We start from the raw sequence: 25873 nt of genomic DNA, 5'->3' as shown, positions 1-25873 counted from the left end.
ACTCCTGGCAGACAACTAAAGTGGGATCAAAACTGTCGTGGAACAGACAAGCTGAAAGGCGATGGACATACCAGCTTTTACGAGCGATCTTGATCTTTCCATAACCGCTAGTGAAGAGTGCGCCGTTCCAAATCCAACAATCATTGTCGTCGATTGTGCAGTTCTTCACGAACTTGTCGCAAAGTAGATCGACCTTGTTGGCCGGGATGAAGTCATGTGAGTGGTGATAAGTAAGCATGTAGCTGACAGGCCCTTTCCTGTTAGAACCCTTGGGACTTGCCGGTCCGCGAAGGGCTTTTTTGTTGTCAGCTATTTATTGGTCCACACTTCGGCCCTACTTTTTGAAACATAGAAAATAGTCCGTAGCACCCACACCCGGCTCTAGGGGGCGAGGGTAGTATTACTACCCCTTCCAAATTCCTTCTATCACTGATCCCCGTAGAGCGTCACTCGCACACCATGACGACCAGTTAGCTGTCACGCTACCCCTGAGCAAAGCAGGGGCTTACAGGGCATCTACGGGGATCAGTCTTTTGTCGCGCTAGTTGCTGCGCGGCTGTAACATCTTGTGCAACGGACATTGCAACAGGGTTACGGTATGAAGTTCATCGCCTACTATCGGGTTTCAACGCGCAAACAGGGCAGCAGCGGACTAGGCTTGGATGCCCAACGCGCAGCCGTGCAGTCGATGTTGGATGGTCCACTACTTGCGGAGTTCACGGAGGTAGAGAGTGGAAGGGATAATGAGAGGCCGCAACTCAAAGCCGCTATGGATTATGCCAGCCTGACTGGTGCAACGCTGCTGGTCGCAAAGCTGGATCGGCTTTCCCGTAACGCGGCTTTCCTTAATCAACTCATCGATAGTCAGGTGCCTATCAGGTTTGCTGACATGCCGTTCGCTGATAGGTTTATGATCGGCATAATGGCTCAGGTTGCACAATGGGAAGCCGAGCAGATCAGCAAGCGCACAAAGGATGCACTGGCCGTCGCTAAAGCAAGGGGTAAGGCATTGGGCGGGGATCGGGGCAACATCAGTGCCGTATCAGCCCTTGGCCGTGCCGCTAGCGCCCGTAAGCGCAGCGCTGCTTCCGCTGTCCGTGCTGCATTGGTCATGCCCCATATAGACGCTGCTAGGGCAGAGGGTTGTGTGTCGCTGCGCTCGATAGCTGCATATCTAAATGCCCGTCACATAACGACCGCACAGGGCGGCCAATGGCATCCGGCCAGCGTAAAGCGGGTTATCGGTTAGTAGCCTTCGCCGTCGATAGCATCGTTGGGCAGCATGAAGACCTTGTGGTCCACAACATCGACCTGGACCTTTTCACCGAAGCGCTTGCGGTTCGCATATCGCTTGCGCTGCGCTAGAACGCCGACCAGCATATCATCATAACGATAGTCGCCGGTTGCATAACCGGGGATCTTACGGGCAATCAGTTCAGCAACGTCGTCCAGTGCGTAGGTGCCTTCTTCTCTAGCTTCGTTAAAACGGTTTGCTAGTTCTGGATCAGCGCGCTTCCAGCCCATTACAGTCTGATAACCCGGCATCATGGGATCGTTGCAGATCATAAGCAGCGCTTCACCGCATTCTAGGCGGTTGCAAATCTCATCCACTATTTGCGGAGTGCGCTTTGTGGGCTGTCCGGGCCTGTTCTTTGTAGCCTCTGCTGTTAAGCTGGTCACTACGGGAACAAGCTCACCCATAAGAGTTTGCGTGTGCTTCTTTTCCGACTGTATCTGCTGATTATTTTTCGCCATGTTCGTATTTATGGCAGTGGCGTGCTGGGCTTATCTTTAGCTTTTACCGTTATTGCCCTGATCGTCCCACTAGACCAGACATCGCGTTTACATGCTGCCTTAACAGCCTCTTTTGGTGTAAAGCCTAAATCCATTGCCGTTACTGCGTATTGCCTACCTGAACCGGTTGCATATGGCACAGGCATTGTCATGGTTCTAAGCATGTGGTCGAATACAAGAACTGTCTTGCTTCCATCTATCACCACTGCTGAGAAGTCCTCGCTAAGTGTGGGTAGTTCTTCTAAACTCATGCCGTTGTCAGCCCACCACTTAAATTGATAGTCACTTGCTAGACAGCCCGCGAAGCCGAACGCTCTTCCATCCTTTAATCTGAATACTTTTGTTGCATTCGTGTCCTCGATTGTATCGCCGCAAGTTATCTGCCCATCTGCCGCGATAGTCCTTCCATCCGTTGCTAATGTCGTCATGGGAGTTTTCTCCTTCTCATTATCTGCCTAGTCGCTTTGCCAGTGCGCGCATTTTCTCTGCGATTGCCGATGTGGTGTTTTGCGTTTCGACCCTGACTTCCGTTCGGATGACATTGCAGGATTTGCAGCTTGTCACGAGGTTATCCGGCAGATTGTTTGTGCGGTTCCAGTCGACATGATCGACTTCAACTTGCTTCCATGTCAGCTTGCTTTTGCACCAGTGACACTCTTGTTCGCCTTCGCCATATTTCTCGTATGCGATAATCCGATGCTCGGTGATTAGCCCGGCGGTTTCAACTCTGAAGTGCAACACCGGGTTGAAAGTTCATGATTTCCCTCGCAAAGACCTCTGCTGGGGTTTCAAAGTCGAGGCATTTGCGCGGGCGGTTGTTTAATTGTCGGGCAATTGCGTTGAGGTAGCCTTGGGAGATCGGCGCCAAATCCAGGCCCTTGGGAAGATACTCGCGGATCAAGCCGTTGGTATTCTCGTTGGTCGGCCGCTGCCAGGGGCTGTGCGGGTCGGCGAAATAGACGTCGATCTTGACCCGCTTGGCGAGAATCTCGTGGCGGGCCATCTCCCTGCCCTGATCGTAAGTCAGCGACTTTTTCATGGCGAGCGGGACATGGCGGAACTTGCGCGTGAAGCCTTCCAGCGTGGCCTCGGCCGAGCCGTCACGCAGCTTGACCAGCATCAGGTAGCGGCTCTTGCGCTCGACCAGGGTGCCCACCGAACTGCGGTTGCCCGGCCCCTTGATGTGATCGCCTTCCCAGTGCCCGGCCACGAGGCGGGCCGCCACCTCAATCGGGCGCTGGTGAATGGAGGTCATGTTCGGCAGCGTGCCGCGCCGGTCCTGGCCCCGTGCGCGAGGCATGCGTGCCTTGTGGGAGAAACGCAGCTGGGCGATGAGTTCGTTGCGCAGCTCGCCCCGTGGCACGGCGTAGATGGCGCAGTAGATCGTTTCGTGCGAGACGTGCAGAGCAGGATCATCAGGGTTCATCCGGCGCAGTCTGCCCGCAACCTGCTCCGGCGACCAGCCCTCGGCCATCAGCGCGCGAACCCGGTTGAGCAGCACAGAACCGCTCTTCAACTTGATCGTTCCGCGCCGCCTGCGCGCCAGCGTCGCGCGCTCGGCACGGGCGGCATCGTAGCTCTTGCCCACCGTGTTCCGCGCCACTTCGCGCGACACTGCGGAGGTCGGCCGATTGAGTCTTCGGGCAATTGCCCGAAGACTCAATCCCTCATTGCTGCACCGATGCATCTGATTACGTTCGTCCATCGACAACTGGCTGTAGTGAGTTCCCATGCATACACCCTACCAAATCGGGGTGTTGCACTTCAGTCTAGAGCGCGCCCCCTGTAATGCTCGATAGGGGATGCTCAGGTGCATAGCCCATTTTGTAGCCGTGTTTATCGACCGAATATGTCGTTGGGATCAGCTTAGGAGCGCGTTTGCCTTCTGCTACTGCTGCTCTTCGCCTCGCTACTGTCTCGCGGTTATAGCAAGTCCAGCACATGCCACGCGGGGCTTTCGCGAGATTATTGCATGTGTCGTTCTTGCAGGGTTTTGTCCGGTCTGCCTTGTTCCTCATCGCATAGTTAGCGGGATGGAAACCGGGCATTAAGGGGTTGGTCTGTAAAGGAGATTCACTTTTAGTGAGCGGGGACAAATGACCGACAAAGCCGATAAGATCATGGATGATCTAGTCCTGCGAACAGCAGAGATAATGGATAAGCAGTCGGACGCGGCGACAACAATGCTCGTCGGGGAAAATCCACATCAGGACGACGCATGGTGTTGGGTTCTGATGGTTGAGGCGCACAAAGCCGGGATCGATCCCATTTATGCCAAAACGGCATATCTCAAGGGCGACATTGAAGAGATTCAAACTGACGACCGCATAACGCGGCTGACTGGCGCGATCATTTACGCGAGCCAATGGGCAATCAAACGAGGCATCGAATTGTGACTACTACATTCCAGATTGACCAGACGCAGACGCTTGACATGCCTGCGTTCATGCACTTCTTCGATAGCGTGAAGGGCCGCACAGATATTTGGCTTCACACGGAAGATACAAAGCCGCGTCGGATTATGCTTCTCAACGATGGAGAGTTTGAGTTTCCTGACAAACTCAAAATGGACGTTGGCAACAGGGCGGGTCTGGTGGAATGGACAACATATCTCGATGATGCCTTTGTCCACTATATCGGGACGCCGCATTCGCTTTACGTGATATTCGACCTTGATAGCGATGCTGTTGCGTTCGGCCAGCTTATGGCTGCTACCTCAACATCGGTTGTGACGTTCTTTGATCTGCCGTCGCTGAACATGCCTGCTGGTGATCCGATGGCGCTGCATAACTGGCTAGAGCAGAATACCAAGGGCCGGGTCATGGTCTGGGTTACTGCTGGATCGTTCTGGTTTACCGAAATTGACGAGACGACTTTGGAGGAAGTTGAGCATTTCGACAGATGGCACCTGAACGGCGATACATCGCTTGTAGGTGTCTATGACATTATGGACGTTGGTGCATTTCCAAACGAGCGCAATGCAGGCATCGACAAGCAGCTAAACTCAATTGCCCATCACGATCCCGATGACTTCTTGCGGGTCATGTTCAGGGAGCCGAGTGAGGCTATGATGTTCAGACTGTCATGGAGTGATGCTGAGCGCAGCGAACAGCCGGAGAGTAAATTCGCCTAATAAGCGTCAGATTGTCTTAGGGGTCCGTTGACTGCTAGGCTAGGAGATTTGTTCTCAGTGACGCTCTACGGGCATCACAGACATGAATAACCCGTTGTTCCGGGGGTATGGAACAACGGGTTATTCGGACAGCTAAAAGCGACCGCTATCCAACAGCATTGCTACCGCGCTGCATACGACTGCTTTACTGCCATCGACTGCTAGATGCGACTTAAAAACGATACTGTTGCAAAATAGTCAGGACACATAATTCTGTTCGTTTGGCTGTAGTGGTTCATGATTATCCCACTTCATTCCTGCGTAGATTTCGTCAGCAGTTTTAAGTTGCGGATCAACTCGTTCAACAGTGTATTTTTCAGCAATTAGGGCTGTGTGACGGCGGATCGAACTACCGTCAATTGGTGTCAGTTCACATAGGGATTTCGTGTTGCCAATGAATGCCCAGAATTTGCCTTCGGGATCATCTATGATCCGTCCTGTGTCGATCTCATCAGACAGCTTAGCCATCAGGATTTGCTTTTTGGTCACTCGCATGAAGTGATAGCCCTTCAATTGCGAATTATTTTTGAAGACAGGGATTTGGCTCGACTGCGTGTGGTTGTCTTCTGACACACCGTTTCCTGTGATCGTCTTTGCAGCTTTCTTCCAACCACCTTTGATTTTCAGCATCCAAAGATAGCCATAATCCTTAGCTTCGTCGGCACATGCTGCTTCAAATTCCCTCGCAGCTTTATGCCATTCCTCTATCTCGACCACATACTGGTCCCAGACTGGTTTAATCCGAGCGTAATTCGCAACTGCTTGGTTGTAGGCTTGAATTCGCTCTTGCTTCTTTTTCTCCATAAAATCAGCATACGGATCAGGACCATCATCGACTACCACCGTGGACGTCCAAACTGCTCCATCACTTTCGGTCTTAGTTACTTTCGCGTCGCTCACTTTTCGTCCTCGTCGTTGTAGGTCATTATATCTGGATCGCTGAGAATTGGGTCCGTGGCTTCATCACCGATGAGTTCTGCTGCCCAGCCAATCGGATCATCTTTGGGACCGATTGCCCATATGAAGCGCCTGTTCATATCGCCGGACTCGCCTGCATCCGGGGTCCAATAAAGACTGTCCCGGCGTTCGTCGGTCATGTCGGCCAGGTCTAACAAGACATCGTTGAAATTATCGTCAGCGACGTTCTGCGCGATCCAATGACCGATAGGTTTGCTGCCAGCGGGTAACGGCTTTTTAGAGATATAGGGTGGAGGCGCTATGCCGCGCTGTCTGGTGATTTTCGCTGCCCAAAGGTCATATGATAGCCGCTGCACATCATCGTCGCTCATGCCTAGATGGATGAGGACTGACCGCATCTTTTGCGTCAGGCTCATGTCCGGTGATTGTCGGGTGTTGTGGTGGCATTGGAAACAGGAATAGCCTGCGCTGCCATCTGGATTGAGCCGAAACGCACCGCGCTGTTGGGTATCGCGTCGATGGCCGTTGTGATGGCACATTGGGCAATCGAATTTGTATCGCGTGCTGCCCTGATATGGACTGGATCGGGTGCCAGCGGGCAGAACGCTTCTGATGGCTTCGTGTAACGTCATAGGCTCTCACTAAAAGTGGAGCCGTTATCAGCGCGTTAAACAGTGGAACCGCGTCGTCAATTTGCATACTGTACATCATCGGAGGTGGACATGGGGGATACCTGCTTGATTACGTCTGCATGGAATGGGGCGATTTCTTTCGGCCATTGGATTGGCACGATCCCTGATGGCGATAAGTTGGGGGCCATAGTCAACGGATTGTCGATAATTGCCGCAATTCTGGTTGCCGGATGGATTTCACCCAAGCTGCAAGATCGTGCAAGCAAACAAGATCGAAAAGAGCGGACACTTCGTATTCTTCTGAATACGTGGCAGACCCCTGCCAATCCTGAATATCAGAGCGCTCTCGCCATGACAGCGCTGGATTTTCACGATGTGAAGCCGGTAATGAAGGCGCGAGCCGACTATCTTGCACAAGTAAATGGTCCACCGCCAGAGGAAGATGTTGATGCTGCCACAGCTCATTTCCAGAAGGCTCAAAGCCTACAGATTGCGATCATGTGCGCGATGGCTGACGATTTGGATTATGACATTTCTCCGGAATCCCTGCGAAGTGGCGCCTATGTATCGAAAGGCTTTGTTGACCGGGAAGTTATGGTCTTAAAGGCAATGGAGGCGTGGCCCCAAATTGCGGGAAGCCTCCGAGAGTCGAATATGATCGTACTGGGCATTCATCCATTGCAGCAACCACAACAGGGCGACGACAAGGACAACTCTGTCAAGGATTAGTGCATGCGGCGAATGGCTTTGAGCGTGATCCTCATCTTGTCGCGTGATGCCCGTGCTTCTTCGCCGATCATGCGTCACCACCCAGCTTCCATTCGAGGAAGTCGGTAACATATTGAGTTACCTCATCGAGTTGGCTCCCTGACTGGATTAAGCTGAGCGCATGGTCCGCGCCTTCTTCTATCGCAAGCCAGTGTGCGACCTTCGCGGCCTTATTCCGACGGGAGCAGTGGGTTGGAAGAGACAGCTTGCCAGCGGGCAGCTGCGTTAGCCTTTGCGCGCTGCCATTCGCATTTAGTGTAATGGCTCATGCTTCGTCCCCCTTGCGGCCTACCGACTTTGCAGCACGATATTGAGCAAGTTCAGCAAGCATCTGTGCCTGTCTGACGCTCTGCACGGTTGTCGTTGAACGGTAGTCGGCACCATCGGTAAGATGACGGTCAAGCGCTACGCGGATAATTTCGATATGCTCTTCTGCTTTCTTGAGGCGGCTAGTTGCGCCGCAAAGCGTAAGAAACGTGAACAGGGATAATGCGGTTAGGAAATAGATCATAATGTGTTCTCCTCTCCGCATACTTATCCAGAGGGAAGAACTAGCCCTGATAACGTGCCTCCTGAAATCTCCTGAACGTCAAGTTCATTGATTGGTAGGAATGAATATCAGGTGACTGCATACGATGTTGGCAGGGCAATGCAGCACTGCAAGATCGGAGTAAACGAGATGGCTTTCAATCCCACTGCGCTCAAGAGCGTTTCCGCTGTTGCTGACCTGACCACCACCGGCAAGCGCACTGCGCGGGACGTTGTATTGGAAGCGATCAAAACGCAGATCGCGCTGTTCAACGAACCCAAGAAGGAAGGTCGGCGCTGGTTCAGAAGCGGTGCAAACGACACTGCTTTCAGCATCCGATACGCTAACACGGCGCTCAAATTGAAGGGCGAAGAAACCCAACTGGCCGTCGAAACCAAGCTGTTTCCCGAAGCGCTGGCCTACTTTGCTGATGAAATCGGCAAGGGCAAGTTCGACCAGCAACTTGAAGCGCTGGAAAAAGCTCGCGCTGTTCGCACGGAAAAGATGCGCGCCACTCGGAAGTCGAAGCCGAAAGCGGAAACGCCTGCAACCTAACTGCTAATCAACTTCTAACTTCCAACGGTCCTGCTGCAAAGTGGGACCGTTCTGTTGACTTCCGCTCTGCAATGTCCTCTTACTTGGTCGTCAGTCGCACTAGGAGGACAAGATGCCCATAAACGATTTTCTCTCGCTCACCGATGATGGTCTGCGCGCCAAGTATGAAGCTAAGCCCGTCGATAAGGCCGCTATCCGTAAGCCGCTTGTGAAGGCGCTCAAGACGGCTATCGAGCAGTTTAACACTGGCCGCACCAAAGCCCCGAACCGCATGTGGACTGCTAACGGCGATACTGTGAAGTTCACGCCCAAGCTGCGTGGTGAGCCTCTGGCCATTTCTGGCAAGACCGAGCATTTCATTCCTAGTGAGCGATTTGTTGAAGCCGTCAATCTGCTGATCGCGAACGTCGAAGCTGGCGAACTGGACGATCTGCTTGGCAGCGAAGCCTCCACTAAAAGTGCGTCCAAGCGGTTTCCTGCTGCTCGCGCTACCAGCAGCGATCCCTTGACCAATATCCGTCGTGCGTTCGGTATCCGCATGGGCAAGCAGAAGCAGACGGCTGCTCAAGCTGCCGCTGCGTTGAAGGCCGATGGCAAGTATGATGCTGCTGACATTGACAAGGTGCTGGCCGAAAAGAAGTGATATAAGAAAACCCCGGCGCTACCGTGTGCCGGGGTTCTCCGTTGATCAAATAGCAGCAGGCCAATGTCTATCCCTGCTGCACTTATTTATGCTCAGGCCATTATGCGGCCCTTGTGACGGGCTTCTGAGGCATACTCGGAAAGCGTCTTTGTGGGCTTGAAATAGATGTCCTGCTCCATCGTCAGGCCACCGGGCAACTGGACGCTGAAAATCTCGTCCATGCTGATATAGCCAAGCTCTGGTTCACCAAAGCCTAAATCTGAAAGCCCGAAGGCCAATCCCTCATTGTCACATTCTGATATGAGGAATGTCGCTGCTCCGACCGGGTTGAATATCTTCACTACCGGCTGATAGTCTCGCTCGCCGGTTGTCGCCTTGAGCGGCAATTGCTCTTCCCAATTTATGATTAGCTGTTGCAGGTCCGTTGGGCGGATATGCTTTGTCCATTCCATAGTAGGCACGTTCCTTTTGGTTGATGTGCCTAAGGAAACAATGCGTCTTATCGGGCAAAGAGCAACACTTGATTGCTTCGGAGTAGAAAAATAGGAGAAGTAGACAGAAAAGTGGATGACTTCTGGTTCGGCGTGGAGCTAACTGTTTTGGCACAACGAGACATCGGAGTGCTAACATGCTTACACAGATCGACCTAAACGCACTTGCTAACTATGTTGATACCACTTTCGACTACCATCCCGATTTCGAAGATGATGCCTTCGCGTTCGATTTCTCTGGCGTGCGTATCTACTGCGAACGAAAGCGCGCATGTTTTGATCTGCATGTTGGTGCAGAAGTGCTGCAATTACCGCGTCACTGATCCCCTGAGACGACCATACAAAACAAAGATGCCCCGGCGGCTACGCTGGGGCATTCTTGTATCTAGTGAGTGGGATAGGGGCTTATAGGGCTTGCCCACCTATACGCTGGCCGGAGCGGTCAAATTCCCAAACACCAACGTCCATCGACATAACGACGAATTTGCCGGTGCGGTCGATGGTCATGTGGTCGAGGATGCGCTTGAGGGATGCGTTTGTCCTGAGACGCGCAGCACGACGAATATCCTCGTCCTCGCTTTCGAGCAGTTCGGTCAGGACGCGCAATTCTGCAAGGTCATCGAACGTGGATGGCGCTGCGGTTTCGATAGCGAGTTCCTTTTGCAGAGCTGCACATTCGGCTTGAAGCGTTTCGATTTCGGTTTCCAAAGCTGCAACCCTTGCGGCCATAGCTTTGCTAGGTGCTTCCGCCATGCTGTCGATGATGTTGGCAATTTGCCGGTGCTTGAGGTCGATGTTGTGGAGCGCGGCGTCGAGTTTGGACCGGACTGCATCGGCTTTCGGATTTGATGTGTCAGGCTGTTCCTCGACAGTGGCCCAAAGCAATTGCTGCAATGTGGCCGTCTCGATCACACGATATGGAGTGTGGGCTTTGTTATCGCACCCGAACCCTCGTCGGGCAGCGTCACAGATCAGGTAGGAGTGACCTTTGCTTTGATAGACCTTCTTTTCGCCTGATGCAGTGGTGTAGCGCGAGACACCTCCATCCCTGATGTAGCCCATTGGACCTTCGCAATGCTCGCAACGGGCTATCCCTGCAAACAGGTTGTGGCCCTGATATTTTGACGAACCTCCTGTTTTGGACTTCGTAGCGCGCATGGCTTCGGCCCGGTTGAACAGGTCGAGACTGATGATCTGAGGATAATAGAGGACCGGTATGTTTTTGCCGTTTTGGGTGGCATATTCGCCCAGCACGGAGCGATTGGACAGCACATGATTGATCGCGCTTTTACTCCAACCCTTTGAAGTGGCTTTCCCTGAAAAAGCTGGCTCACCTCGTTCATTGAGGCGCTTCATGATGGTGTGCAGACCTACACCCTCAACATATGAATTGAATATCTCGCGCACGACAGCGACTCGATGCTTGTCCTCGATTATGTCCTTTTCGGGTGTAACGGTCAGCCAGGCAGGCACATTCTGAGTGATGGCTTTTTTCGACCCTGCTGCAATGCCCTTATATTTTTTGTCCCAACTAGCTTTTGCGCGCTTGGACTTCTTCTCGCTTTCATCGTGGGCGACTGACGCTTTGATGATGAGGCCGAATATCTCAAGCATGTCGCTGGCATCGGCGCGATAAAGCTGGTCGTCGTGATAGGTCGCAACGTCAACGCCATTTTCGTTCAGCGCCCAGATGAGTTGCGCGGCTGCTTTCGGACCCTGACGGCTTAATCGGTCGATGTTCTCAACGACAAGAATACACCCGTTTTTGAAATGACCGGCGCGGGCTTTGGCCTCAAATTCAAATAGGGCTGCACCTTCATCCCGGTTGCTACCGTGGAATGCAGAGCGACCTTCATCGGTCATCTGTTCTGCAAACTGCCAACCCTTGCTCTCAATGTAGGACCGGGCAGTGGAAAGCTGACGCTCTAGCGAATACCCTTTGGCTTGTTCGGCGGATGAGAAGCGGGCATATATGTAAGCAGGCTTTGTGCTGCTGCGGATCGAGGGCAAATCGGTCATGGGCGCGTCCTAGCTGCAATGCGTTAGGATTTCCTTTTACAACCGTTTAGGGCTGCTTCCTGATCTGGACCGCCGGCGGCGCGCTGGTGTGGAATGTCATCCTGGCCTATGCGGGCTTTTCTCTGGGGCGTAATTTCCGCGACATCGACAAATATGTGGGGCCGGTGGCGACCGCCTGCGTGGTCGGCGCGGTGCTGCTCTATCTCTGGCGATTGCTGACCTGGCGGCCCAAAGGATAAGCCTGGTTAGAAGGGCAATTTGATGCCCACCATCACCCGTTGCGAGGTGGTGCCGTTCGCCATGGTCTGGCTTTCGACATGGACATTGCCCTTCACCTTGCCGAACAGGGTGGTTTCGGCGCGGCCGAGCGGGGGCTCTTCGCTGGTGGCGACGACCTCGCGCTCGACCCGCTCGTCGCGGCGGCGGCCGGTGACGACGATGGCGTTGGGACTGGGCGCGGGCTGCACATTCTGAAGGTCGAAATCGGGCGGGATATCGGTGCCGCCAACGCTTTGCAGGGCCATCAACAGACGCAGCATCCTGGGGTTCCTCCGGTCGCAACGGGGATCTGCCAGGAAGGCTGACGCAGGATTACGGCGAATCCATGGCCGTTTCAGGCGCGGGGATGGGCGGCGCGATAGACGTCCAGCAGATGGGCGGCATCGACCTGTGTATAGACCTGGGTCGAGGTCAGGCTGGCATGGCCGAGCAGTTCCTGGAGGGAGCGCAGGTCCGCGCCGCGACCGAGCAGATGGGTCGCGAAACTGTGGCGCAGCGCATGGGGCGTGGTCCGGTCCGACAGGCCGAGACGACCGCGCGCGCCCTGCACCGACCGGCGGATGAGCGCGGCCGAAAGCGGGCCGCCGCGCGCCCCCCGGAACAGCGGCTGGTCGCGCGCCGGCGACCAGGGGCATTGGTCGGCATAGGCCTCGATCGCGGCACGGACCTGCGGCAGCAGCGGCACCAGTCGCGTCTTGCCGCGCTTGCCGGTGACGCGCAGCGTGTCGCCCAGCGGCAATATGTCGCCCATCAGCCCCATCGCCTCGCCAATGCGCAGGCCCGCGCCATAGAGCAGCAGCAGCACCGCCCAGTCGCGCGCGCCGATCCAGTCCTCGCGCGCGCCCTCGGCAATGTCGCCGGCCAGCGCCAGCGCCTCGTCAGGGGAGATGGGGCGGGGCAGGCCGCGCTTGACCCGTGGCCCCTTGAGCTGGGGGACGCGGGCTTCCGCGCCGCCGACAAATTTCAGGAAGCCGCGCACTGCCGACAATTCGCGCGCGGCGGAGATATTGCCGATGCCATCGACCCGGCGGCTGGCAAGATAGGCGCGCAGGTCCGCCTGCTCCAGCCGGGCGAGGCTGGCGGCGGTCACGGCCTGTCCCTGATGCTCGGCGAGAAAGGCGACCAGCCGCTCGGCCGTGGCGACATAGGCCCGCACCGTATGGGTCGAGCGCCGCCGGTCGAGGCTGAGATGCTGGCGCCAGCGTTCGGGGAGGGAGGCGGGAAGGCTGTCGGTCATCAAAACAGCACATCCATCGGTTTGAGCTGCGCCGGCAGAGTCTCGAACCGTTCCAGCCAGCGACCGCCTCGCATGATGATGCACATCCGATTCATGGGCATCGTATATTTGACGCGGACATGCGCCTGAAAACCCAACGACGGATCGTGGGTGAAGCCTTTCACCGTCGCGAAGCGGACACCCGAACGGCATTCGAAGATGGTGGCTCTGCTGCTGTTCAGATGTCGGCTCATGATGGGCGCATAGAGTGGCGAGACCCAGAGCCTTAGCTGATAATCCAGGTGAGCGGTTGGCGATCCTGCCGGGGCGGGGCGACTATAACTTGCATCGACGGGCACCGTGTAGGTGTCGCAGCCGCTCAGACTGATGAGGCCGATTGTCGCCATGGCGGTGAGAGGTCGGCCTAAGGGCGCTGTTGGAAATGCCGCGCTTAACTTCGCATATTTCCCGCACATTTTGATAGTATGAAACAAGAGTTGGAAATCTTGTTGCGTGGAGCGGGGGATGCGGGGAGGGGCTGCGTTGCGCATGGCGGAAGCCTAGCAGAGGGGGGCGATGTAGGACAGTTATCGCGGTTAATCGGCCCGGCGGATCTCCAAAAGCTGGTCGATCCAGACATCCTTTTCGCCATCACCCAGATAGCGGGATTTGTGCGGGGCAAGGCCGCGTCGCCCGATGAAGCGAATGCGGAACGCCCCTTCTGGTGGTTCCTGCGACTTGTCGCCCATGATCCTCCGGGCAGGTTGATCGAGCATCGCGCAGCTCTTGTCGGCGCAGGCGATCGATGCCCATTCGCTAAGACTGTCGCCCTCGCAGCTGTCGCTGCATTCGAGGAACCGGCTATTTTCGAAATTGGTGAACCAGATGCCCGAGAGCGTGGTCTTTTCGCCATAGGCGATGCCATCGATCGTCTCCCCCTGCGCGCAGGAGGTGGCGGCAAGGAGGATTAGGGCCAGAGCCAGCGGCGCTTTCTTCATCGGGACAGGCTGGACGATATCGGTGCGGAGGGGAAGGGGGATGTTGATCTTGCCAAAGCCCCTCCACCACCGCTTTCGCTGGCATGACGTATATTCTGGAATGGCGGCGCGCCCTTGAAATCCGCCGGGAAATGGGCACATGGGGGCCATGGCTACCCCGTTCGATCCGGCCGATTTGCCGACCGGCATCCTGATGACGCTGTCGCCGCTGGTGGCGCGCGTGCTGGCGCCCAATCCGTCGCCCTTCACCTATACCGGCACCCAGACCTATCTGGTCGGGGGCGCGGATGTCGCGGTGATCGATCCGGGGCCGGACGAGGCCGCGCATCTCGACGCGCTGATCGCGGCGATCGGCGGTCGCCCGGTGGTGGCGATCCTCTGCACCCATACCCATCGCGACCATAGCCCGGCGGCGCGGCCGCTGAGTGTGCTGACCGGCGCGCCGATCATCGGCTGTGCGCCGTTGACGCTGAGCGACGACGGGCCACGCGCGGACGCGGCCTTCGACGCGGACTATCGGCCCGACCGGGTGCTGGGCGATGGCGATGTGGTGGCCGGCACCGGCTGGACGCTGGCGGCGGTGGCGACGCCGGGCCATACGTCGAACCATCTCTGCTTTGCGTTGGCGCAGGACAAGGCGCTGTTCACCGGCGACCATGTGATGGGCTGGTCGACCAGCGTCATTTCCCCGCCCGATGGCGACATGACCGCCTATATGCGATCGATGCAGTTGCTGCTGGAGCGGGACGATATCGTCTATTATCCGGCCCATGGCGAGCCGGTGGAAAATCCGCAGCGGCTGGTGCGCGGCATGATGGGCCATCGCAAGCAGCGCGAGGGGCAGATCATGCGCTTCCTGGAGCGCAATGGCGACAGCGCCATCCCCGACATGGTGGCGGAGATGTACAAGGGCGTGGACCCGCGCCTTTACGGGGCGGCCGGGCGATCGGTGCTGGCGCACCTCATCGACCTCAATGGCCGGGGCATGGCCGCGCCGCTGGAGGATGGGCGATGGCAGATGCGCTGAAGCGCTATGCCGGGGCGGTCGCGGTCGCGCTGCTGATCCTGATCGTCGGCGGGGCGATGCTGGTCGGCTGGCAACGCTATAATCGCGACTATGTGGTGAGCGTCGAGGAGGACGGGACGGCGGTGACCAAGGTCATTGCCGAAAAGATCGCCGGCACCAGCAGCCTGAAGGTTTCGGAACTCAGCGGTACGATCCAGAGCAGCGCGCGCGATGTGCGCGGCTTTGGCTGGCTGAAGTCCGACCAGGTGGTGAAGATGCCCTTTTCGGTCGATTATTTCGTCAATGTCGGCGCGATCGGCGCGGATGACCTGGAATGGGATGCGGAGCGCCGCACCCTGATCGTCAATGCGCCCGATGTCACCGTCGGCAAGCCCAATGTGGACGAAAGCCAGCGCACCCTGGTGCGCACCAGCGGCCTGTTCGTGACGCGCGAGGCGGGCGAGGAACTGAGCCGGCGCACGTCTGCTTACGCGCAGGCGCGGGCCGCCAAATCGGCCGGGTCGCCCGAGCGGATGGCGCAGGCGCGCGAATATGGCCGGGCCGCGCTGGTGAAACTGATGGGCGCGCCGCTGGCGGCGGCCGGGCAGGGCGATGCGCGGGTGATCGTCACTTTCCCGGCGGAACGGCCCAATCGCGATCGCTGGGACGTGACCACGCCGATCAACGAGGTACTGGCAAACAAGCGCCCACAGCGCTAGGGCGCGTGCCAAGACCCCGCAAAGGGACCGAGGAGTCACAGGGTATGAACGCTTTCACCGATATTCCGCAGGGGACGGACCTGCGCGCGGAGATCGACCGCCTGCGCAAGGAGCGCAACGCCGTCATCCTGGGCCATTATTATCAGTCGCCCGAGATTCAGGATCTGTCCGATTTCGTCGGTGACAGCCTGGAACTGTCGCGCAAGGCGGCCGAGACCGACGCCGATGTCATCGCTTTCTGCGGCGTGCGATTCATGGCCGAGACGGCGAAGATCCTGTCGCCGCAGAAGATCGTCGTGCTGCCCGACATGGACGCCGGCTGCAGCCTGGAAGACAGCTGCCCGCCCGCCCAATTCAAGGCGTTCCGCGAGGCACATCCCGATCATATTGCGCTGAGCTACATCAACTGTTCGGCCGAGGTGAAGGCGCTGTCCGACATCATTGTCACCAGCTCTTCGGCCGAGAAGATCCTGGCGCAGATCCCCAAGGATCAGAAGATCATCTTCGGCCCCGACAAGCATCTGGGCGGCTATTTGAAGCGCAAGCTGGGTCGCGACATGCTGCTGTGGCCGGGCGTGTGCATCGTGCATGAGGCGTTCAGCGAGACCGAATTGCTGAAGCTCAAGGCCCAGCATCCGCAGGCGCCGGTCGCCGCGCACCCGGAATGCCCGCCCTATATCGTCGACCATGCCGATTATGTCGGGTCGACCAGCGGCATCCTGGACTTTGCCAAGACGATGCCGGGCGACACGCTGATCGTCGCCACCGAACCGCATATCATCCATCAGATGCAAAAAAGCGTGCCGGACAAGAATTTCATCGGCGCGCCGGGCGCGGACGGCAACTGCAACTGCAATATCTGCCCCTATATGGCGCTCAACACGATGGAGAAGCTCTATCTGTCGCTGCGCGACCTGAGCCCGCGCATCGAGATGGACGAGACGCTGCGCGTCGCCGCCAAGAAGAGCCTGGACCGGATGCTGGAAATGGCCAGCGGCACGGTCGGCCAGGGCGATCTGGGCGCACGCTGATATGCCATTGCTACCCGTCATTGCGAGCGTAGCGAAGCAATCCATTGCAGACCCGTGGATTGCTTCGCTACGCTCGCAATGACGAACTGTGGGTAGCGAACGGATCGCTTGAGGGGGGAGAAAAGGCACATGGTCAACCTCCCCGACAGCGACTTCGGCCTTTTCTATTATATTCTCGAATGGGCGATCCGCATCGGCGCGCTGATCGCCGTGCCCTTTCGCCGGACGCCGGCGGCGACGCGGGCCTGGTTGCTGCTGATTTTCTTCCTGCCGGTGCCGGGGCTGATCCTGTTCTGGATCATCGGCAGCCCGCGTTTCCCCGAATGGCGGCGCGCCTGGTTCGGCGAGCTTGATCCCTGGTTCGGCGGCATTGCCGCGCGGCTGCTGCCCCATGCGCCATCACCCGACCCTGATCGCGCGCCGATCGTCGACTTGGCCGCCAAGCTCGGCAAGATGCCGGCGACCGGCGGCAACCGGGTCGATCTGATCTTCGACTATATCGTCGCGATCGACCGGCTGGTGGCGGACATCAACGCCGCGCGGCACAGCGTGCGCATCCTCGTCTATATCTTCGCCGACGATGCGGTGGGGCGGCGGGTGGCCGACGCGCTGGGCGCGGCGGTGCAGCGCGGCGTCACCGTGCAGGTGATGTATGACCCCGTCGGATCGCGGCCCTGGCGCAAGGGGATGGAGGCGATGCTGAGCGCTGCGGGCGTCGAGCTGTGCGCCGCCCTGCCGTTCCGCTGGATTCGCGGGCGGACCCGGCGCGACATGCGCAACCATCGCAAGCTGTTCGTGATCGACGGGGTGATCGGCCATGTCGGATCGCAGAATATCGTCGCGCGCGACTTCAAGCCCGGCATCGTCAACCAGGAACTGGTGGCGCGGGTGACCGGGCCGGTGGTGGCGGAGCTGGAGGCGCTGGTGCGCGCCGACTGGTATATGGAGACGCACCAGTTGCCCGATGGGCCGGTGATCATTCCCGATCCGGTCGGCGACGCAGTGACGCAATTGCTGCCGAGCGGGTCCAACTATCCGCTGGAAGGGTTCAAGACGCTGCTGGTGTGGCAACTGCATCAGGCACGCAGCCATGTGATGCTGGTGACGCCCTATTTCATTCCCGACGATGACCTGGTCGATGCGATGCGCACGGCGGTGGTGCGCGGGGTGAAGGTCGACCTGATCGTGTCCAAGCCAGTGGACCAGTGGCTGGTCCATGCGGCGCAGGCCTCCTATTATGCCGAGCTGATGGCGGCGGGCATCGGCATCCATGCCCATCGGCCCGAATTCGTCCATGCCAAGGCGGTCAGCATCGACGGCCGGGTGGCGGTGGTCGGCTCCTCCAATGTCGACATGCGCAGTTTCGAGCTGAACGAGGAGGCGAGCCTGCTCATCTATGACGCGGAAACGGTGGCTGCGGTGGAACTGGTGCAGCGCCGTTTCATGGCGCGGGCGGAGACGCTGGACCGCGAAACATGGCGGGCGCGGCCGCTCTATCGCAAGGTTGCGGAAAATGTCGCGCGGATGGTCGGCTCGCTGTTGTAACGGCCCCGCATCATCGCCTATCGCATCGGGCCATGAGACATAAGCTGACGCTCCGTTCCGCCCTGATGGCGATCGCCATCGCTTCCGCTCCCGCCCTGATCGCCGCCGCGCCCGCCACGGGCGATGATCCCTATCTCTGGCTGGAGGATATCGAGGGCGCCAAGGCGATCGCGCAGGTCGAGCAGTGGAATGGCGAGACGGAAAAGCTGCTGCGGGCCAGCCCGCGGTTCGAGGCGGACCGGGCGCGGGCGCGCGCGATCCTGGACGATGAAAGCCAGATTGCGGTGCCCGACAAGGTGATGGGCGACCGGGTCACCAATTTGTGGCGCGACGCGAAGAATCCGCGCGGCCTGTGGCGGTCGAGCGACCTGGCCTCCTATCTGGCGGGCAAGCCCAACTGGACGACGATCATCGACGTCGATGCGCTGGGCAAGGCCGAGGGCAAGAGCTGGGTCTGGCATGGCGCCGACTGCCTGGCGCCCGATTACAGCCGCTGCCTGATCTCGCTGAGCGCGGGCGGCACCGATGCCGATGTGGTGCGCGAATATGACCTCGCCACCGGCAAGTTCGTCGAGGGTGGCTTCATCCTGCCCGAAGCCAAGAGCGACGTCGCCTGGGCCGACAAGGATACGCTGCTGGTTGGCACCGACTATGGCGCGGGATCGCTGACGGCGTCGGGCTATCCGCGCATCGTCAAGCGCTGGAAGCGGGGCACGCCATTGTCGGCCGCGACCTTGGTCAAGGAAGGCGTCGACAGCGACATTTCGGTGCGGCCGCGCGTCGAGCAGGATGGAGCCAAGCGCTGGGTCTTCATCGACCGGGCGCTGACCTTCTACACCAACGATCTCTATATCGAGGGCGCGAACGGCCAGCTGATCCGCACGCCGGTGCCCGACACGGCCGATTTCCGTGGCCTGATCGGCGGCCAGATGATCGTGCTGCTGAACAAGCCGCTGGGCGACATTCCGACCGGATCGCTGGTGTCCTGGCCGATCGCCGATGTTGCGGCGGGCAAGGCGGGGGCGCCGCAGGTCGTGCTGAAGCCGACCGCGACCACCGTGGTCGAGGAAGTGCGCACCACCGACCATATCCTGTGGGTGAAGCAGCTCGACAATGTATCGGGCGCGCTGCTGGCGATGACCCGCGACGCCGCCACAGGTCGCTGGACCAGCCGTTCGGTGCCGCTGGCCGACAAGGCGACGGTCCATCTGGTCGGCACCGACGACAAGGGCGACCGGGTCTTCGCTTCGGTCGAGGGGATGCTGACGCCGCCCAGCCTGATGGTGGCGGGGACGCAGGGGGCGGCGCGCACGATCCAGCAACTGCCCGCGCGCTTCGACGCCAGCCAGTTCGTCGTGGAGCAGCGCTTCGCCACGTCAAAGGACGGGACCAGGGTGCCCTATTTCCTGGCGCGCAAGAAGGGTGTGACGGGGCCGGTGCCGGCCTTCATCCATGCCTATGGCGGGTTCCGCGCGGCGCAGACGCCGACCTACCTCACCACCGAACCTTATCGCGCCGGGCCGCTCGGCCTGTTCTGGGTCGAGGATGGCAATGCCTATGTCCTCGCCAATATCCGGGGCGGCGGCGAATATGGCCCGGCCTGGCATCAGGATGCGCTGCGCGAGAAGCGCCAGAATGCGTTCGACGATCTGGCGGCGGTGGCCGAGGATCTGGTCAAGACCGGCGTGTCGACCAAGGGCGATATCGGCATTTCCGGCCGCTCCAATGGCGGCGTGCTGGTCGGCGCGGCGATGACGCAGCGGCCCGACCTCTATGGCGCGGTGATCGCGGGATCGCCGCTGGAGGATATGAAGCGCTATTCGCATCTGTCGGCTGGCGCCTCGTGGGTGGCGGAATATGGCGATCCCGATGTGCCGTCCGACTGGGCGTTCATGTCCAGATGGTCGCCCTATCAGAATGTGAAGACCGGGGTGCAGTATCCGCCCGCCTTCTTCTACCTGTCGACCAAGGATGACCGGGTCCATCCGGGCCATGCGCGCAAGATGGCGGCGAAGCTGAAGGCGACCGGCAGCACGGTCTATTATCATGAATATCGCGAGGGCGGCCATTCGGTCGGCGCAGACCATGCCGAGGATGCGGTGCGCGCGGCGCTGCTGCACGCTTTCCTGACTCGCGAACTGGTGGAGAAGAAGAAGTGAGCGCGGCTTTCACGCTGGACGGGTTCGACCTTGACGCCTTTGTCGCTTCGACGCTGGCGGAGGATCTGGGGCCGGACGGTCGCGACGTCACCAGCGAGGCGGTGATCCCGGCCGACGCGATCTTCGACGGGGTGATGGACAGCCGCGACGCGGTGACGCTGGCCGGCCTGCCGATCGCCGTCGCCTTCTTCCGGGCGCTGGACCCCGATGTGGAGATCGAGCTGCTGCATCAGGATGGCGACCGGTTGGCGGCGGGGACCGACATCATGCGCATCCGGGGCAAGGCGCGCGCGCTGCTGACGGCGGAGCGGTCGGCGCTCAACACGGTGCAGCATCTGACCGGCATCGCCACCATGACGCGCGCCTATGTCGACGCGATCCTGGGCACGGGCGCGACCTTGCTGGACACGCGCAAGACGATCCCCGGCCTGCGCCGGCTGGAGAAATATGCCACCCGCATGGGCGGCGCGACCAATCATCGCATGGGCCTGTGGGATGCGGCGATGATCAAGGACAATCATGTCGCGGTCGCCGGGTCGGTCGAGGAAGCGGCGCGCCGTGCGGTCGCCGCCGGCATCGCCCAGATCATCGTCGAGGTCGACCGGGTCGACCAGATCGAGCCGGCGCTGGCTGCCGGTGCCACCCATTTGCTGCTCGACAATATGGATGCAGCCACGCTGCGCGGTGCCGTCACCCTGGTCGGCGGCCGGGTGCCGACCGAAGCATCGGGCGGCGTCACGCTGGAGACGATCCGCGCCAGGGCGGACACAGGCGTCACCTATATCAGCGTCGGCCGCCTCACCCAATCTGCCCCTGCCGCCGACATCGGACTGGATTTTTCCCATGCGTAACCTGATTTTCGCTCTCGCCCCCATTCTGACCCTTGCCGCCCTGCCGAGCACCGCGCTCGCCCAGGCGGCCTATTGCAGCCCGCCCAGCCAGCCGGCCCGGCCCGAACCGGAACTGCCCAGCGACAAGGAACCCAAGCGCGTCCTGCCGATCGGCAGCTATACGCTGGCGATCAGCTGGTCGCCGCAATATTGCGCGACCGCCAAGGGGACGGGCAACAGTGTCCAATGTGGTGGCCGCAATGGGAAGTTCGGTTTCACCCTGCACGGCCTGTGGCCCGACGGCTATGGCAAGGAATGGCCGCAATATTGCCGCGCGACCGACCTGGTCCCGCGCGCGGTGATCCGCCAGAATATGTGCGCCACCCCCTCGGCTCAGCTGATCCAGCATGAATGGGCCAAGCATGGCACCTGCATGGCGACCAAGCCGGAGCTGTATTTCAACCTGTCGCGCGCCTTCTATGAATCGCTGCGCTATCCCGACATGGCGGCGCTGTCGCGGCGTCCGAACCTGACCGCCGGCCAGTTTGCCCAGGCCTTTGCCAAGGCGAACAAGGGCATGACGGCGGATATGATGCGCGTCACCACGACGCGCGACAACAAGCTGAGCGAAGTGTGGCTGTGCATGGACCGGACGCTGGAATTCACCCGCTGCCCCGGCCATCAGGGCGGCGTGCCCGACAGTGCCTATGTCAAGGTCACGCCCGGCCCGATCATCCTCAACCCGCGTCGCCCGGTGCCGCCGCCGGCCAATCCGACCAAGCGACCGGGGTTGATGCTGGATCTCGACCCCAACGCCCGGCCGCCGGTCGAGGGCAACTGACAGATATCAGCCGTCGATCGTCACCGTCGAGGGATGGTGGCGATCGAGATGCTTGCGGATGATGCGCAGATTCTTCGTGTTCGACTTGTAGAGAAAATCGAAGATATCGCCGGCAAAGGGGATGGCGCCGACCAGCGTGTCGACGCCGACATTGGCAGCCATACGGGTGAGCTGCCATTTGGAGAGGCCGAGATTGCGGGCTTCCCACACGATCCATGCGCCCATGGCGGCGGTCGCGATGTCGCCGACGACGGGCACCAGGCCGACCAGGCTGTCGAGGCCGACCCGGCGCTTGGTGCCGGGGATGACGAACAGCCCCTCCAGCACGGCCTCCATCATCTCGATCCGGCGACGGATCGAGGCGGGGTCGCGGCCGAAGCCGGGCATGTCACGAACAAGTTCATCGAACTGCTTGGCCGAAACGGGCATTCCATCACTCTCCAAAGCCCCGAGCAGCCGGATAACGTCCGGCGCGGCGAAAAGGGCGCAGACCCTTAGTTGGTGCTGCGGAAGAGATGGTTCAATGGGTGGCGGCCACGCGGCGAGGGCAGGAAGCCGCTGAGCCGTTTCGACACCAGCGACCAGCGGATCGGCGCGCCGAGCGGGATATAGCCATTATGGGCCTGAATCAGGCCCACCGCCTGGGCGACGCGGGCGGCGCGTTCCTCCGCCGTGCTGGCGAGGCTGGCGGCCTGCAGCGCGGATTCGCCTTCCGGACTGCAGTGAATCTTGCGGGCACAGCCGATGCGGCCGAGATACCAGAGCGCGCTGTCATAGGCGGCGACCTCGTCGATCAGCGACAGGTCCGCCTTGTCGACCAGGTCGACCCGCTCTGCGGCCAGGCCGATGGCGCCCAGATCGCGCGCCAACAGGCCGAACAACAGGGTCGAGCCGGGGCCGGCGGGCAGGGCGATGCGCAGCGGCGGCGGATCGCCATGGGTATTGCGCCAGCGGTCGATGATGGCGCGGCCCTGTGCGCGGCGATCATCCATCGCCTGCCCGACCCAGGCGGGCGTGGGCGGCGCCACCGGCAGGTCGAGCTGGCCGGGCAGCAACTGCTCGCTGATCGCCCAGCCGCCCAGCGGAAACATCTGGAGCAACTGGTTGCGATCGACCGCCATGTTGATCGCGGCGCGCACGCCATCATCGTCGAGGAGATCGCCTTTGCCAGTGACGGCAAGGCCCAGCAGCCCCTGCACCGGGTCCATCCGCACCGCGTCGCGATCGATCCCGGCGGGCACCAGCAGGGGCAGGTCGGCATAACGGCCGCCCAGCACCAGCGCCGACTGTTTCTCGCGGAAGCGGATGATGGCGAGGGATGCACGCTCGGCGCGCAGCACGCGGGTCTGCCAGGCGGGGACGCCGGCTTCTTCCTCATCGCTGTCGGCATCGTCGCCGCTGAGGCGATCGACGGGGGCGAGCATCGCCGCGCCGCTGCGCCAGACGCTGCGATAGGGGCCGGTGCCGCCGTCGCGCGACAGCACCGCCATTTGCGGCTGGGCCAGCATCTGCAGCACATAGGGGCGGGCGGCGGCCATGCGAATCTCGATCACCTCGCCGGTCATCGGCACGACCGCCTGCACCGCGTCGAGCGGCCCGTCGGGGTCGAGCTGGCGCAGCATCTCGATCCGCGCCATCAGCATCCGGGCGACATCGGGCGCGGTGACGCGGGAACCGTTGGCCCAGAAGGCGCGGCGCAGGCGGAAGATATAGCTGCGCCCGTCATCCTCCACCACCCAGCGCTGGGCGAGGGCAGGCAAGATGTCGCCGCCGGCATCGAAGGCGACCAGCCCCTGGGCGGTGGCCTCCAGGATCAGCTTCGCCGCCGGATTGGGCAGGTTCTGCAAGGGCTTGGCAAGTTCGGTGCGGCTGCCGATGACGCTAACCACCACCGGGCCGCTGCCTTCGTCGGAGCAGCTGCCGAGCGCGAGGCCGAGGCTGGCCCCGGCGATCAGGGTGGCGTGGCGCGACAGGCGACGCAGGCGGGGCGGGACGGCAAACATGCAGCAACGGGCTTAAAGCGTTTTCCAATCAGGTGGAATCACCTGATGACTCGGAAAACGCGGGAAATCAAAAATATGGAGCAGCCGATCCGGCACAGCCGGAGCAAAATCTGCTCCAGCCCGATGGGGCGCCGCCGCCAACCGCGATCGGCGCTTTTGCCGATGTCACAAAACCGACATCTGAAAGACGCTGCGATGTAACATAATATTCATACTGGCGTCCCCGAAACAGGGGAATGGACAGGAATGACGCTCCGATTGCGACTGGCCGCCGGCACCGCGCTGGCGACGCTGATGATCTCCGCGCCGGCACAGGCGCAGGATAACGCGGCCTTGCAGCGCCAGATCGACGAACTCAAGGCGCAGGTGCAGGCGCTGACCGGCGCACTGGCCGCCAACAAGAGCGCGCCGCCGGTGGCGGCCGCGCCCGCGCCCGCGGTGGAAGCCGCTGCTGCGCCTGCTGCGCCTGCTGCGCCTGCTGCGCCTGCTGCGCCTGCTGCGCCTGTCACGCTCGCCACTGCACCGGCTGCGCCGGCGGCCGTCCCGGTGTCGGCGACCCCGTCCAAGTCCAAGGCCTGGTATGAGAAGCTGTCGCTGCGCGGCTATACCCAGATGCGCTACAATGGCTTCCTGTCGGGCGATGATACGGCGCCGGCGGGCCAATCCCGTTTGCGTTCTCCCCATGACAGTTCGATCTCGGATCGCGGCGGCTTTTCGCTGCGCCGGGCGCGGCTGGTGCTGCAGGGCGATGTGTCCGATCGGGTGTCGCTCTATCTCCAGTCCGATTTCGCGTCGGCGGTGAACAACCAGGCGGGCACCGAACGGCGCGAGGGCTTCGTCCAGCTGCGCGATGCCTATGCCGATGTCTTCCTCGACAAGGACAAGAATTGGCGTGTGCGCTTCGGTCAGTCGAAGGTGCCGTTCGGCTGGGAAAATATGCAGTCCTCGTCCAACCGGCTGACGCTGGACCGCAGCGACGCGATCAACAGCGCGGTGCCAAGCGAGCGCGATCTGGGCATTGTCGGCTATTATACGCCGACATCGGTGCAGCAGATATGGGACCGGCTGGGGCATGACGGGCAGAAGCTGTTCGGCAATTATGGCGCGTTCGGCCTGGGCGTCTTCAACGGGCAGGGCACCAACCGGACCGAACAGAATCGCGGGCTGATGAAGGTGGCGTTCGCGACCTGGCCGTTCGAGCTGGACGGGCTGGGCGGCGCCTTTGAAGGCCAGGTGCTGGAAATCGGCGGATCGGCGATGATGAACGATGTGCAGCCCGAACTGCGCAGCGGCGGCGTCAGCACGATCGCCTATGACGATGATCGCGTCGGCCTGCACGCCATTCTCTATCCCCAGCCGTTCGGCATCCAGGCCGAATGGAATTGGGGCAAGGGGCCGGAATATGACCTGGACAGCCAGTCGATCGAGACCAAGAATCTGAGCGGCGGTTATGTCCAGATGATGTATCGCCTGCCGACCGAGACGATCGGCGCGCTGATGCCCTACGCCCGCTGGCAGCATTATCGCGGCGGGTGGAAGGCCGGCACCAATGCGCCGCGGCTGGAAACCGACGAATTCGAACTGGGTGTGGAATGGCAGCCGTGGAAGGCGCTGGAATTCACCTTCGCCTATAGCCGGATGAAGCGCGCCGAAGCCGACGAACGGCGCACCGGCCGGGCGGAAGGCAATCTGATCCGCACCCAGGTGCAGTGGAACTACTGACCG

The 25873-nt window shown here is 60.3% G+C and carries 30 protein-coding genes and 1 pseudogene; 16 read left to right on the top strand and 15 right to left on the bottom strand.

Features of this window, described 5'->3' with window-relative positions; translation table 11 throughout:
• Positions 1–598: 598 nt before the first annotated feature.
• On the top strand, positions 599–1249 hold the full coding sequence (locus N6H05_RS23805) for a recombinase family protein (protein ID WP_284111970.1): 651 nt from the start codon (positions 599–601) through the stop codon (positions 1247–1249).
• Here N6H05_RS23805 and N6H05_RS23800 read toward each other — a convergent pair.
• From N6H05_RS23800 to N6H05_RS23790, 4 genes are read right to left on the bottom strand one after another with little or no spacing between them, the layout of a single operon-like run.
• Positions 1246–1755, bottom strand: coding sequence for a terminase small subunit-like protein (locus N6H05_RS23800; RefSeq protein WP_284111969.1), 510 nt, complete (start codon positions 1753–1755; stop codon positions 1246–1248). The genes N6H05_RS23805 and N6H05_RS23800 overlap by 4 nt on opposite strands.
• An 8-nt stretch (positions 1756–1763) precedes the next feature.
• Positions 1764–2222, bottom strand: a complete 459-nt coding sequence (locus N6H05_RS23795) for an Ntn hydrolase family protein (protein WP_284111968.1) — start codon at positions 2220–2222, stop codon at positions 1764–1766.
• A gap of 19 nt (positions 2223–2241) precedes the next feature.
• Positions 2242–2535, bottom strand: a complete 294-nt coding sequence (locus N6H05_RS28330; RefSeq protein WP_502958949.1) for an HNH endonuclease — start codon at positions 2533–2535, stop codon at positions 2242–2244.
• Complete coding sequence (locus tag N6H05_RS23790) at positions 2516–3526, bottom strand: IS30 family transposase (protein ID WP_284111966.1); 1011 nt, start codon at positions 3524–3526, stop codon at positions 2516–2518. Before N6H05_RS23790 ends, N6H05_RS28330 begins: the two co-directional genes overlap by 20 nt.
• 364 nt (positions 3527–3890) lie before the next feature.
• On the opposite strand from N6H05_RS23790, the gene N6H05_RS23785 reads away from it, so the two are divergent.
• Both N6H05_RS23785 and N6H05_RS23780 read left to right on the top strand, forming a co-directional pair.
• Positions 3891–4190, top strand: coding sequence for a hypothetical protein (locus N6H05_RS23785; RefSeq protein WP_284111965.1), 300 nt, complete (start codon positions 3891–3893; stop codon positions 4188–4190).
• Positions 4187–4927, top strand: a complete 741-nt coding sequence (locus N6H05_RS23780; protein ID WP_284111964.1) for a hypothetical protein — start codon at positions 4187–4189, stop codon at positions 4925–4927. Before N6H05_RS23785 ends, N6H05_RS23780 begins: the two co-directional genes overlap by 4 nt.
• 237 nt (positions 4928–5164) lie before the next feature.
• Here N6H05_RS23780 and N6H05_RS23775 read toward each other — a convergent pair whose 3' ends face one another.
• The gene (locus N6H05_RS23775) at positions 5165–5866 is read right to left on the bottom strand and encodes a hypothetical protein (RefSeq protein WP_284111963.1); all 702 of its coding nucleotides are present in this window, start codon (positions 5864–5866) and stop codon (positions 5165–5167) included.
• On the bottom strand, positions 5863–6255 hold the full coding sequence (locus N6H05_RS23770) for a hypothetical protein (protein WP_284111961.1): 393 nt from the start codon (positions 6253–6255) through the stop codon (positions 5863–5865). Before N6H05_RS23770 ends, N6H05_RS23775 begins: the two co-directional genes overlap by 4 nt.
• A 351-nt stretch (positions 6256–6606) precedes the next feature.
• Here N6H05_RS23770 and N6H05_RS23765 point away from each other — a divergent pair, with 351 nt between their 5' ends.
• Positions 6607–7245, top strand: a complete 639-nt coding sequence (locus tag N6H05_RS23765; protein ID WP_284111960.1) for a DUF6680 family protein — start codon at positions 6607–6609, stop codon at positions 7243–7245.
• 304 nt (positions 7246–7549) lie between these two features.
• On the opposite strand, the gene N6H05_RS23760 is transcribed toward N6H05_RS23765, so the two are convergent.
• Positions 7550–7795, bottom strand: coding sequence for a hypothetical protein (locus N6H05_RS23760; protein ID WP_284111959.1), 246 nt, complete (start codon positions 7793–7795; stop codon positions 7550–7552).
• A 168-nt stretch (positions 7796–7963) separates the two neighbouring features.
• Between N6H05_RS23760 and N6H05_RS23755 the strand changes: the two genes are divergently transcribed.
• Together N6H05_RS23755 and N6H05_RS23750 are read left to right on the top strand one after the other, a co-directional pair.
• Entirely contained in the window at positions 7964–8368 is a 405-nt protein-coding gene (locus N6H05_RS23755; RefSeq protein WP_284111958.1) for a hypothetical protein, read from the top strand.
• Between the two features lie 112 nt (positions 8369–8480).
• Positions 8481–9011, top strand: a complete 531-nt coding sequence (locus N6H05_RS23750; RefSeq protein ID WP_284111957.1) for a hypothetical protein — start codon at positions 8481–8483, stop codon at positions 9009–9011.
• Positions 9012–9103: 92 nt separating this feature from the next.
• Here N6H05_RS23750 and N6H05_RS23745 read toward each other — a convergent pair whose 3' ends face one another.
• Positions 9104–9463, bottom strand: a complete 360-nt coding sequence (locus N6H05_RS23745) for a DUF2958 domain-containing protein (RefSeq protein WP_284111956.1) — start codon at positions 9461–9463, stop codon at positions 9104–9106.
• A 176-nt stretch (positions 9464–9639) separates the two neighbouring features.
• Between N6H05_RS23745 and N6H05_RS23740 the strand changes: the two genes are divergently transcribed.
• Positions 9640–9825, top strand: a complete 186-nt coding sequence (locus tag N6H05_RS23740) for a hypothetical protein (protein WP_284111955.1) — start codon at positions 9640–9642, stop codon at positions 9823–9825.
• A gap of 82 nt (positions 9826–9907) precedes the next feature.
• Here the strand turns inward: N6H05_RS23740 and N6H05_RS23735 are convergent, their stop codons facing one another.
• Positions 9908–11521 (bottom strand): recombinase family protein, encoded by a 1614-nt coding sequence (locus tag N6H05_RS23735; protein WP_284111954.1) that lies wholly within the window; start codon positions 11519–11521, stop codon positions 9908–9910.
• A 56-nt stretch (positions 11522–11577) separates the two neighbouring features.
• Between N6H05_RS23735 and N6H05_RS23730 the strand changes: the two are divergent.
• A pseudogene (locus tag N6H05_RS23730) lies at positions 11578–11760 on the top strand (DedA family protein); the annotation flags it as partial.
• 6 nt (positions 11761–11766) lie between these two features.
• On the opposite strand, the gene N6H05_RS23725 reads toward N6H05_RS23730, so the two are convergent.
• The 4 genes from N6H05_RS23725 to N6H05_RS23710 form a co-directional block, all read right to left on the bottom strand.
• A complete protein-coding gene (locus tag N6H05_RS23725) occupies positions 11767–12060 on the bottom strand; it encodes a hypothetical protein (RefSeq protein WP_284111951.1) in 294 nt (97 codons plus the stop codon).
• 74 nt (positions 12061–12134) lie between these two features.
• A complete protein-coding gene (locus N6H05_RS23720; protein WP_284111950.1) occupies positions 12135–13037 on the bottom strand; it encodes a tyrosine recombinase XerC in 903 nt (300 codons plus the stop codon).
• Entirely contained in the window at positions 13037–13567 is a 531-nt protein-coding gene (locus tag N6H05_RS23715) for a hypothetical protein (RefSeq protein WP_284111948.1), read from the bottom strand. The genes N6H05_RS23720 and N6H05_RS23715 overlap by 1 nt, the downstream gene beginning before the upstream one ends.
• 45 nt (positions 13568–13612) lie before the next feature.
• Positions 13613–14014 (bottom strand): hypothetical protein, encoded by a 402-nt coding sequence (locus N6H05_RS23710; protein WP_284111947.1) that lies wholly within the window; start codon positions 14012–14014, stop codon positions 13613–13615.
• 148 nt (positions 14015–14162) lie between these two features.
• Here N6H05_RS23710 and N6H05_RS23705 point away from each other — a divergent pair, with 148 nt between their 5' ends.
• The 7 genes from N6H05_RS23705 to N6H05_RS23675 all read left to right on the top strand — a co-directional run bounded on the left by N6H05_RS23705 (position 14163) and on the right by N6H05_RS23675 (position 22145).
• Positions 14163–15041 carry an MBL fold metallo-hydrolase gene (locus N6H05_RS23705; RefSeq protein ID WP_284111946.1) on the top strand — a complete coding sequence of 293 codons (879 nt, stop codon included), beginning with the start codon at positions 14163–14165 and terminating at the stop codon, positions 15039–15041.
• The gene (locus N6H05_RS23700) at positions 15026–15739 is read left to right on the top strand and encodes a DUF4230 domain-containing protein (protein WP_284111944.1); all 714 of its coding nucleotides are present in this window, start codon (positions 15026–15028) and stop codon (positions 15737–15739) included. The genes N6H05_RS23705 and N6H05_RS23700 overlap by 16 nt, the downstream gene beginning before the upstream one ends.
• Before the next feature lie 44 nt (positions 15740–15783).
• Positions 15784–16770: a quinolinate synthase NadA gene (gene nadA / locus N6H05_RS23695; RefSeq protein WP_037516208.1), complete on the top strand. Its 987-nt coding sequence runs from the start codon at positions 15784–15786 to the stop codon at positions 16768–16770.
• A 129-nt stretch (positions 16771–16899) separates the two neighbouring features.
• A complete protein-coding gene (locus N6H05_RS23690; RefSeq protein ID WP_284111943.1) occupies positions 16900–18315 on the top strand; it encodes a phospholipase D-like domain-containing protein in 1416 nt (471 codons plus the stop codon).
• Between the two features lie 32 nt (positions 18316–18347).
• Positions 18348–20474 (top strand): prolyl oligopeptidase family serine peptidase, encoded by a 2127-nt coding sequence (locus N6H05_RS23685; protein WP_284111942.1) that lies wholly within the window; start codon positions 18348–18350, stop codon positions 20472–20474.
• Complete coding sequence (gene nadC / locus N6H05_RS23680; RefSeq protein ID WP_284111941.1) at positions 20471–21325, top strand: carboxylating nicotinate-nucleotide diphosphorylase; 855 nt, start codon at positions 20471–20473, stop codon at positions 21323–21325. Before N6H05_RS23685 ends, nadC begins: the two co-directional genes overlap by 4 nt.
• Entirely contained in the window at positions 21318–22145 is an 828-nt protein-coding gene (locus tag N6H05_RS23675) for a ribonuclease T2 family protein (RefSeq protein ID WP_284111939.1), read from the top strand. Before nadC ends, N6H05_RS23675 begins: the two co-directional genes overlap by 8 nt.
• A 6-nt stretch (positions 22146–22151) precedes the next feature.
• Here the strand turns inward: N6H05_RS23675 and N6H05_RS23670 are convergent, their stop codons facing one another.
• Both N6H05_RS23670 and N6H05_RS23665 read right to left on the bottom strand, forming a co-directional pair.
• Positions 22152–22574, bottom strand: a complete 423-nt coding sequence (locus N6H05_RS23670; RefSeq protein ID WP_284111938.1) for a DUF4112 domain-containing protein — start codon at positions 22572–22574, stop codon at positions 22152–22154.
• Between the two features lie 65 nt (positions 22575–22639).
• Complete coding sequence (locus N6H05_RS23665) at positions 22640–24148, bottom strand: ABC transporter substrate-binding protein (RefSeq protein ID WP_284111937.1); 1509 nt, start codon at positions 24146–24148, stop codon at positions 22640–22642.
• A gap of 246 nt (positions 24149–24394) precedes the next feature.
• On the opposite strand from N6H05_RS23665, the gene N6H05_RS23660 reads away from it, so the two are divergent.
• Positions 24395–25870, top strand: coding sequence for a porin (locus tag N6H05_RS23660; RefSeq protein ID WP_284111936.1), 1476 nt, complete (start codon positions 24395–24397; stop codon positions 25868–25870).
• Positions 25871–25873: the final 3 nt, after the last annotated feature.

It is taken from the genome of Sphingobium sp. WTD-1 (genome assembly GCF_030128825.1).
In the GTDB taxonomy this organism is placed as follows: domain Bacteria; phylum Pseudomonadota; class Alphaproteobacteria; order Sphingomonadales; family Sphingomonadaceae; genus Sphingobium.
This window is presented reverse-complemented; position numbering and strand designations above follow the sequence as displayed.

Coding starts and splice junctions, on each gene's coding strand:
- N6H05_RS23805 (WP_284111970.1), top strand. CDS start 599: ATGAAGTTCATCGCCTACTATCGGGTTTCAACGCGCAAACAGGGCAGC.
- N6H05_RS23800 (WP_284111969.1), bottom strand. CDS start 1,755: ATGGCGAAAAATAATCAGCAGATACAGTCGGAAAAGAAGCACACGCAA.
- N6H05_RS23795 (WP_284111968.1), bottom strand. CDS start 2,222: ATGACGACATTAGCAACGGATGGAAGGACTATCGCGGCAGATGGGCAG.
- N6H05_RS23790 (WP_284111966.1), bottom strand. CDS start 3,526: ATGGGAACTCACTACAGCCAGTTGTCGATGGACGAACGTAATCAGATG.
- N6H05_RS23785 (WP_284111965.1), top strand. CDS start 3,891: ATGACCGACAAAGCCGATAAGATCATGGATGATCTAGTCCTGCGAACA.
- N6H05_RS23770 (WP_284111961.1), bottom strand. CDS start 6,255: ATGAGCGACGATGATGTGCAGCGGCTATCATATGACCTTTGGGCAGCG.
- N6H05_RS23765 (WP_284111960.1), top strand. CDS start 6,607: ATGGGGGATACCTGCTTGATTACGTCTGCATGGAATGGGGCGATTTCT.
- N6H05_RS23760 (WP_284111959.1), bottom strand. CDS start 7,795: ATGATCTATTTCCTAACCGCATTATCCCTGTTCACGTTTCTTACGCTT.
- N6H05_RS23755 (WP_284111958.1), top strand. CDS start 7,964: ATGGCTTTCAATCCCACTGCGCTCAAGAGCGTTTCCGCTGTTGCTGAC.
- N6H05_RS23750 (WP_284111957.1), top strand. CDS start 8,481: ATGCCCATAAACGATTTTCTCTCGCTCACCGATGATGGTCTGCGCGCC.
- N6H05_RS23745 (WP_284111956.1), bottom strand. CDS start 9,463: ATGGAATGGACAAAGCATATCCGCCCAACGGACCTGCAACAGCTAATC.
- N6H05_RS23740 (WP_284111955.1), top strand. CDS start 9,640: ATGCTTACACAGATCGACCTAAACGCACTTGCTAACTATGTTGATACC.
- N6H05_RS23735 (WP_284111954.1), bottom strand. CDS start 11,521: ATGACCGATTTGCCCTCGATCCGCAGCAGCACAAAGCCTGCTTACATA.
- N6H05_RS23725 (WP_284111951.1), bottom strand. CDS start 12,060: ATGCTGCGTCTGTTGATGGCCCTGCAAAGCGTTGGCGGCACCGATATC.
- N6H05_RS23720 (WP_284111950.1), bottom strand. CDS start 13,037: ATGACCGACAGCCTTCCCGCCTCCCTCCCCGAACGCTGGCGCCAGCAT.
- N6H05_RS23715 (WP_284111948.1), bottom strand. CDS start 13,567: ATGCGCAACGCAGCCCCTCCCCGCATCCCCCGCTCCACGCAACAAGAT.
- N6H05_RS23710 (WP_284111947.1), bottom strand. CDS start 14,014: ATGAAGAAAGCGCCGCTGGCTCTGGCCCTAATCCTCCTTGCCGCCACC.
- N6H05_RS23705 (WP_284111946.1), top strand. CDS start 14,163: ATGGCTACCCCGTTCGATCCGGCCGATTTGCCGACCGGCATCCTGATG.
- N6H05_RS23700 (WP_284111944.1), top strand. CDS start 15,026: ATGGCAGATGCGCTGAAGCGCTATGCCGGGGCGGTCGCGGTCGCGCTG.
- nadA (WP_037516208.1), top strand. CDS start 15,784: ATGAACGCTTTCACCGATATTCCGCAGGGGACGGACCTGCGCGCGGAG.
- N6H05_RS23690 (WP_284111943.1), top strand. CDS start 16,900: ATGGTCAACCTCCCCGACAGCGACTTCGGCCTTTTCTATTATATTCTC.
- N6H05_RS23685 (WP_284111942.1), top strand. CDS start 18,348: ATGAGACATAAGCTGACGCTCCGTTCCGCCCTGATGGCGATCGCCATC.
- N6H05_RS23675 (WP_284111939.1), top strand. CDS start 21,318: ATGCGTAACCTGATTTTCGCTCTCGCCCCCATTCTGACCCTTGCCGCC.
- N6H05_RS23670 (WP_284111938.1), bottom strand. CDS start 22,574: ATGCCCGTTTCGGCCAAGCAGTTCGATGAACTTGTTCGTGACATGCCC.
- N6H05_RS23665 (WP_284111937.1), bottom strand. CDS start 24,148: ATGTTTGCCGTCCCGCCCCGCCTGCGTCGCCTGTCGCGCCACGCCACC.
- N6H05_RS23660 (WP_284111936.1), top strand. CDS start 24,395: ATGACGCTCCGATTGCGACTGGCCGCCGGCACCGCGCTGGCGACGCTG.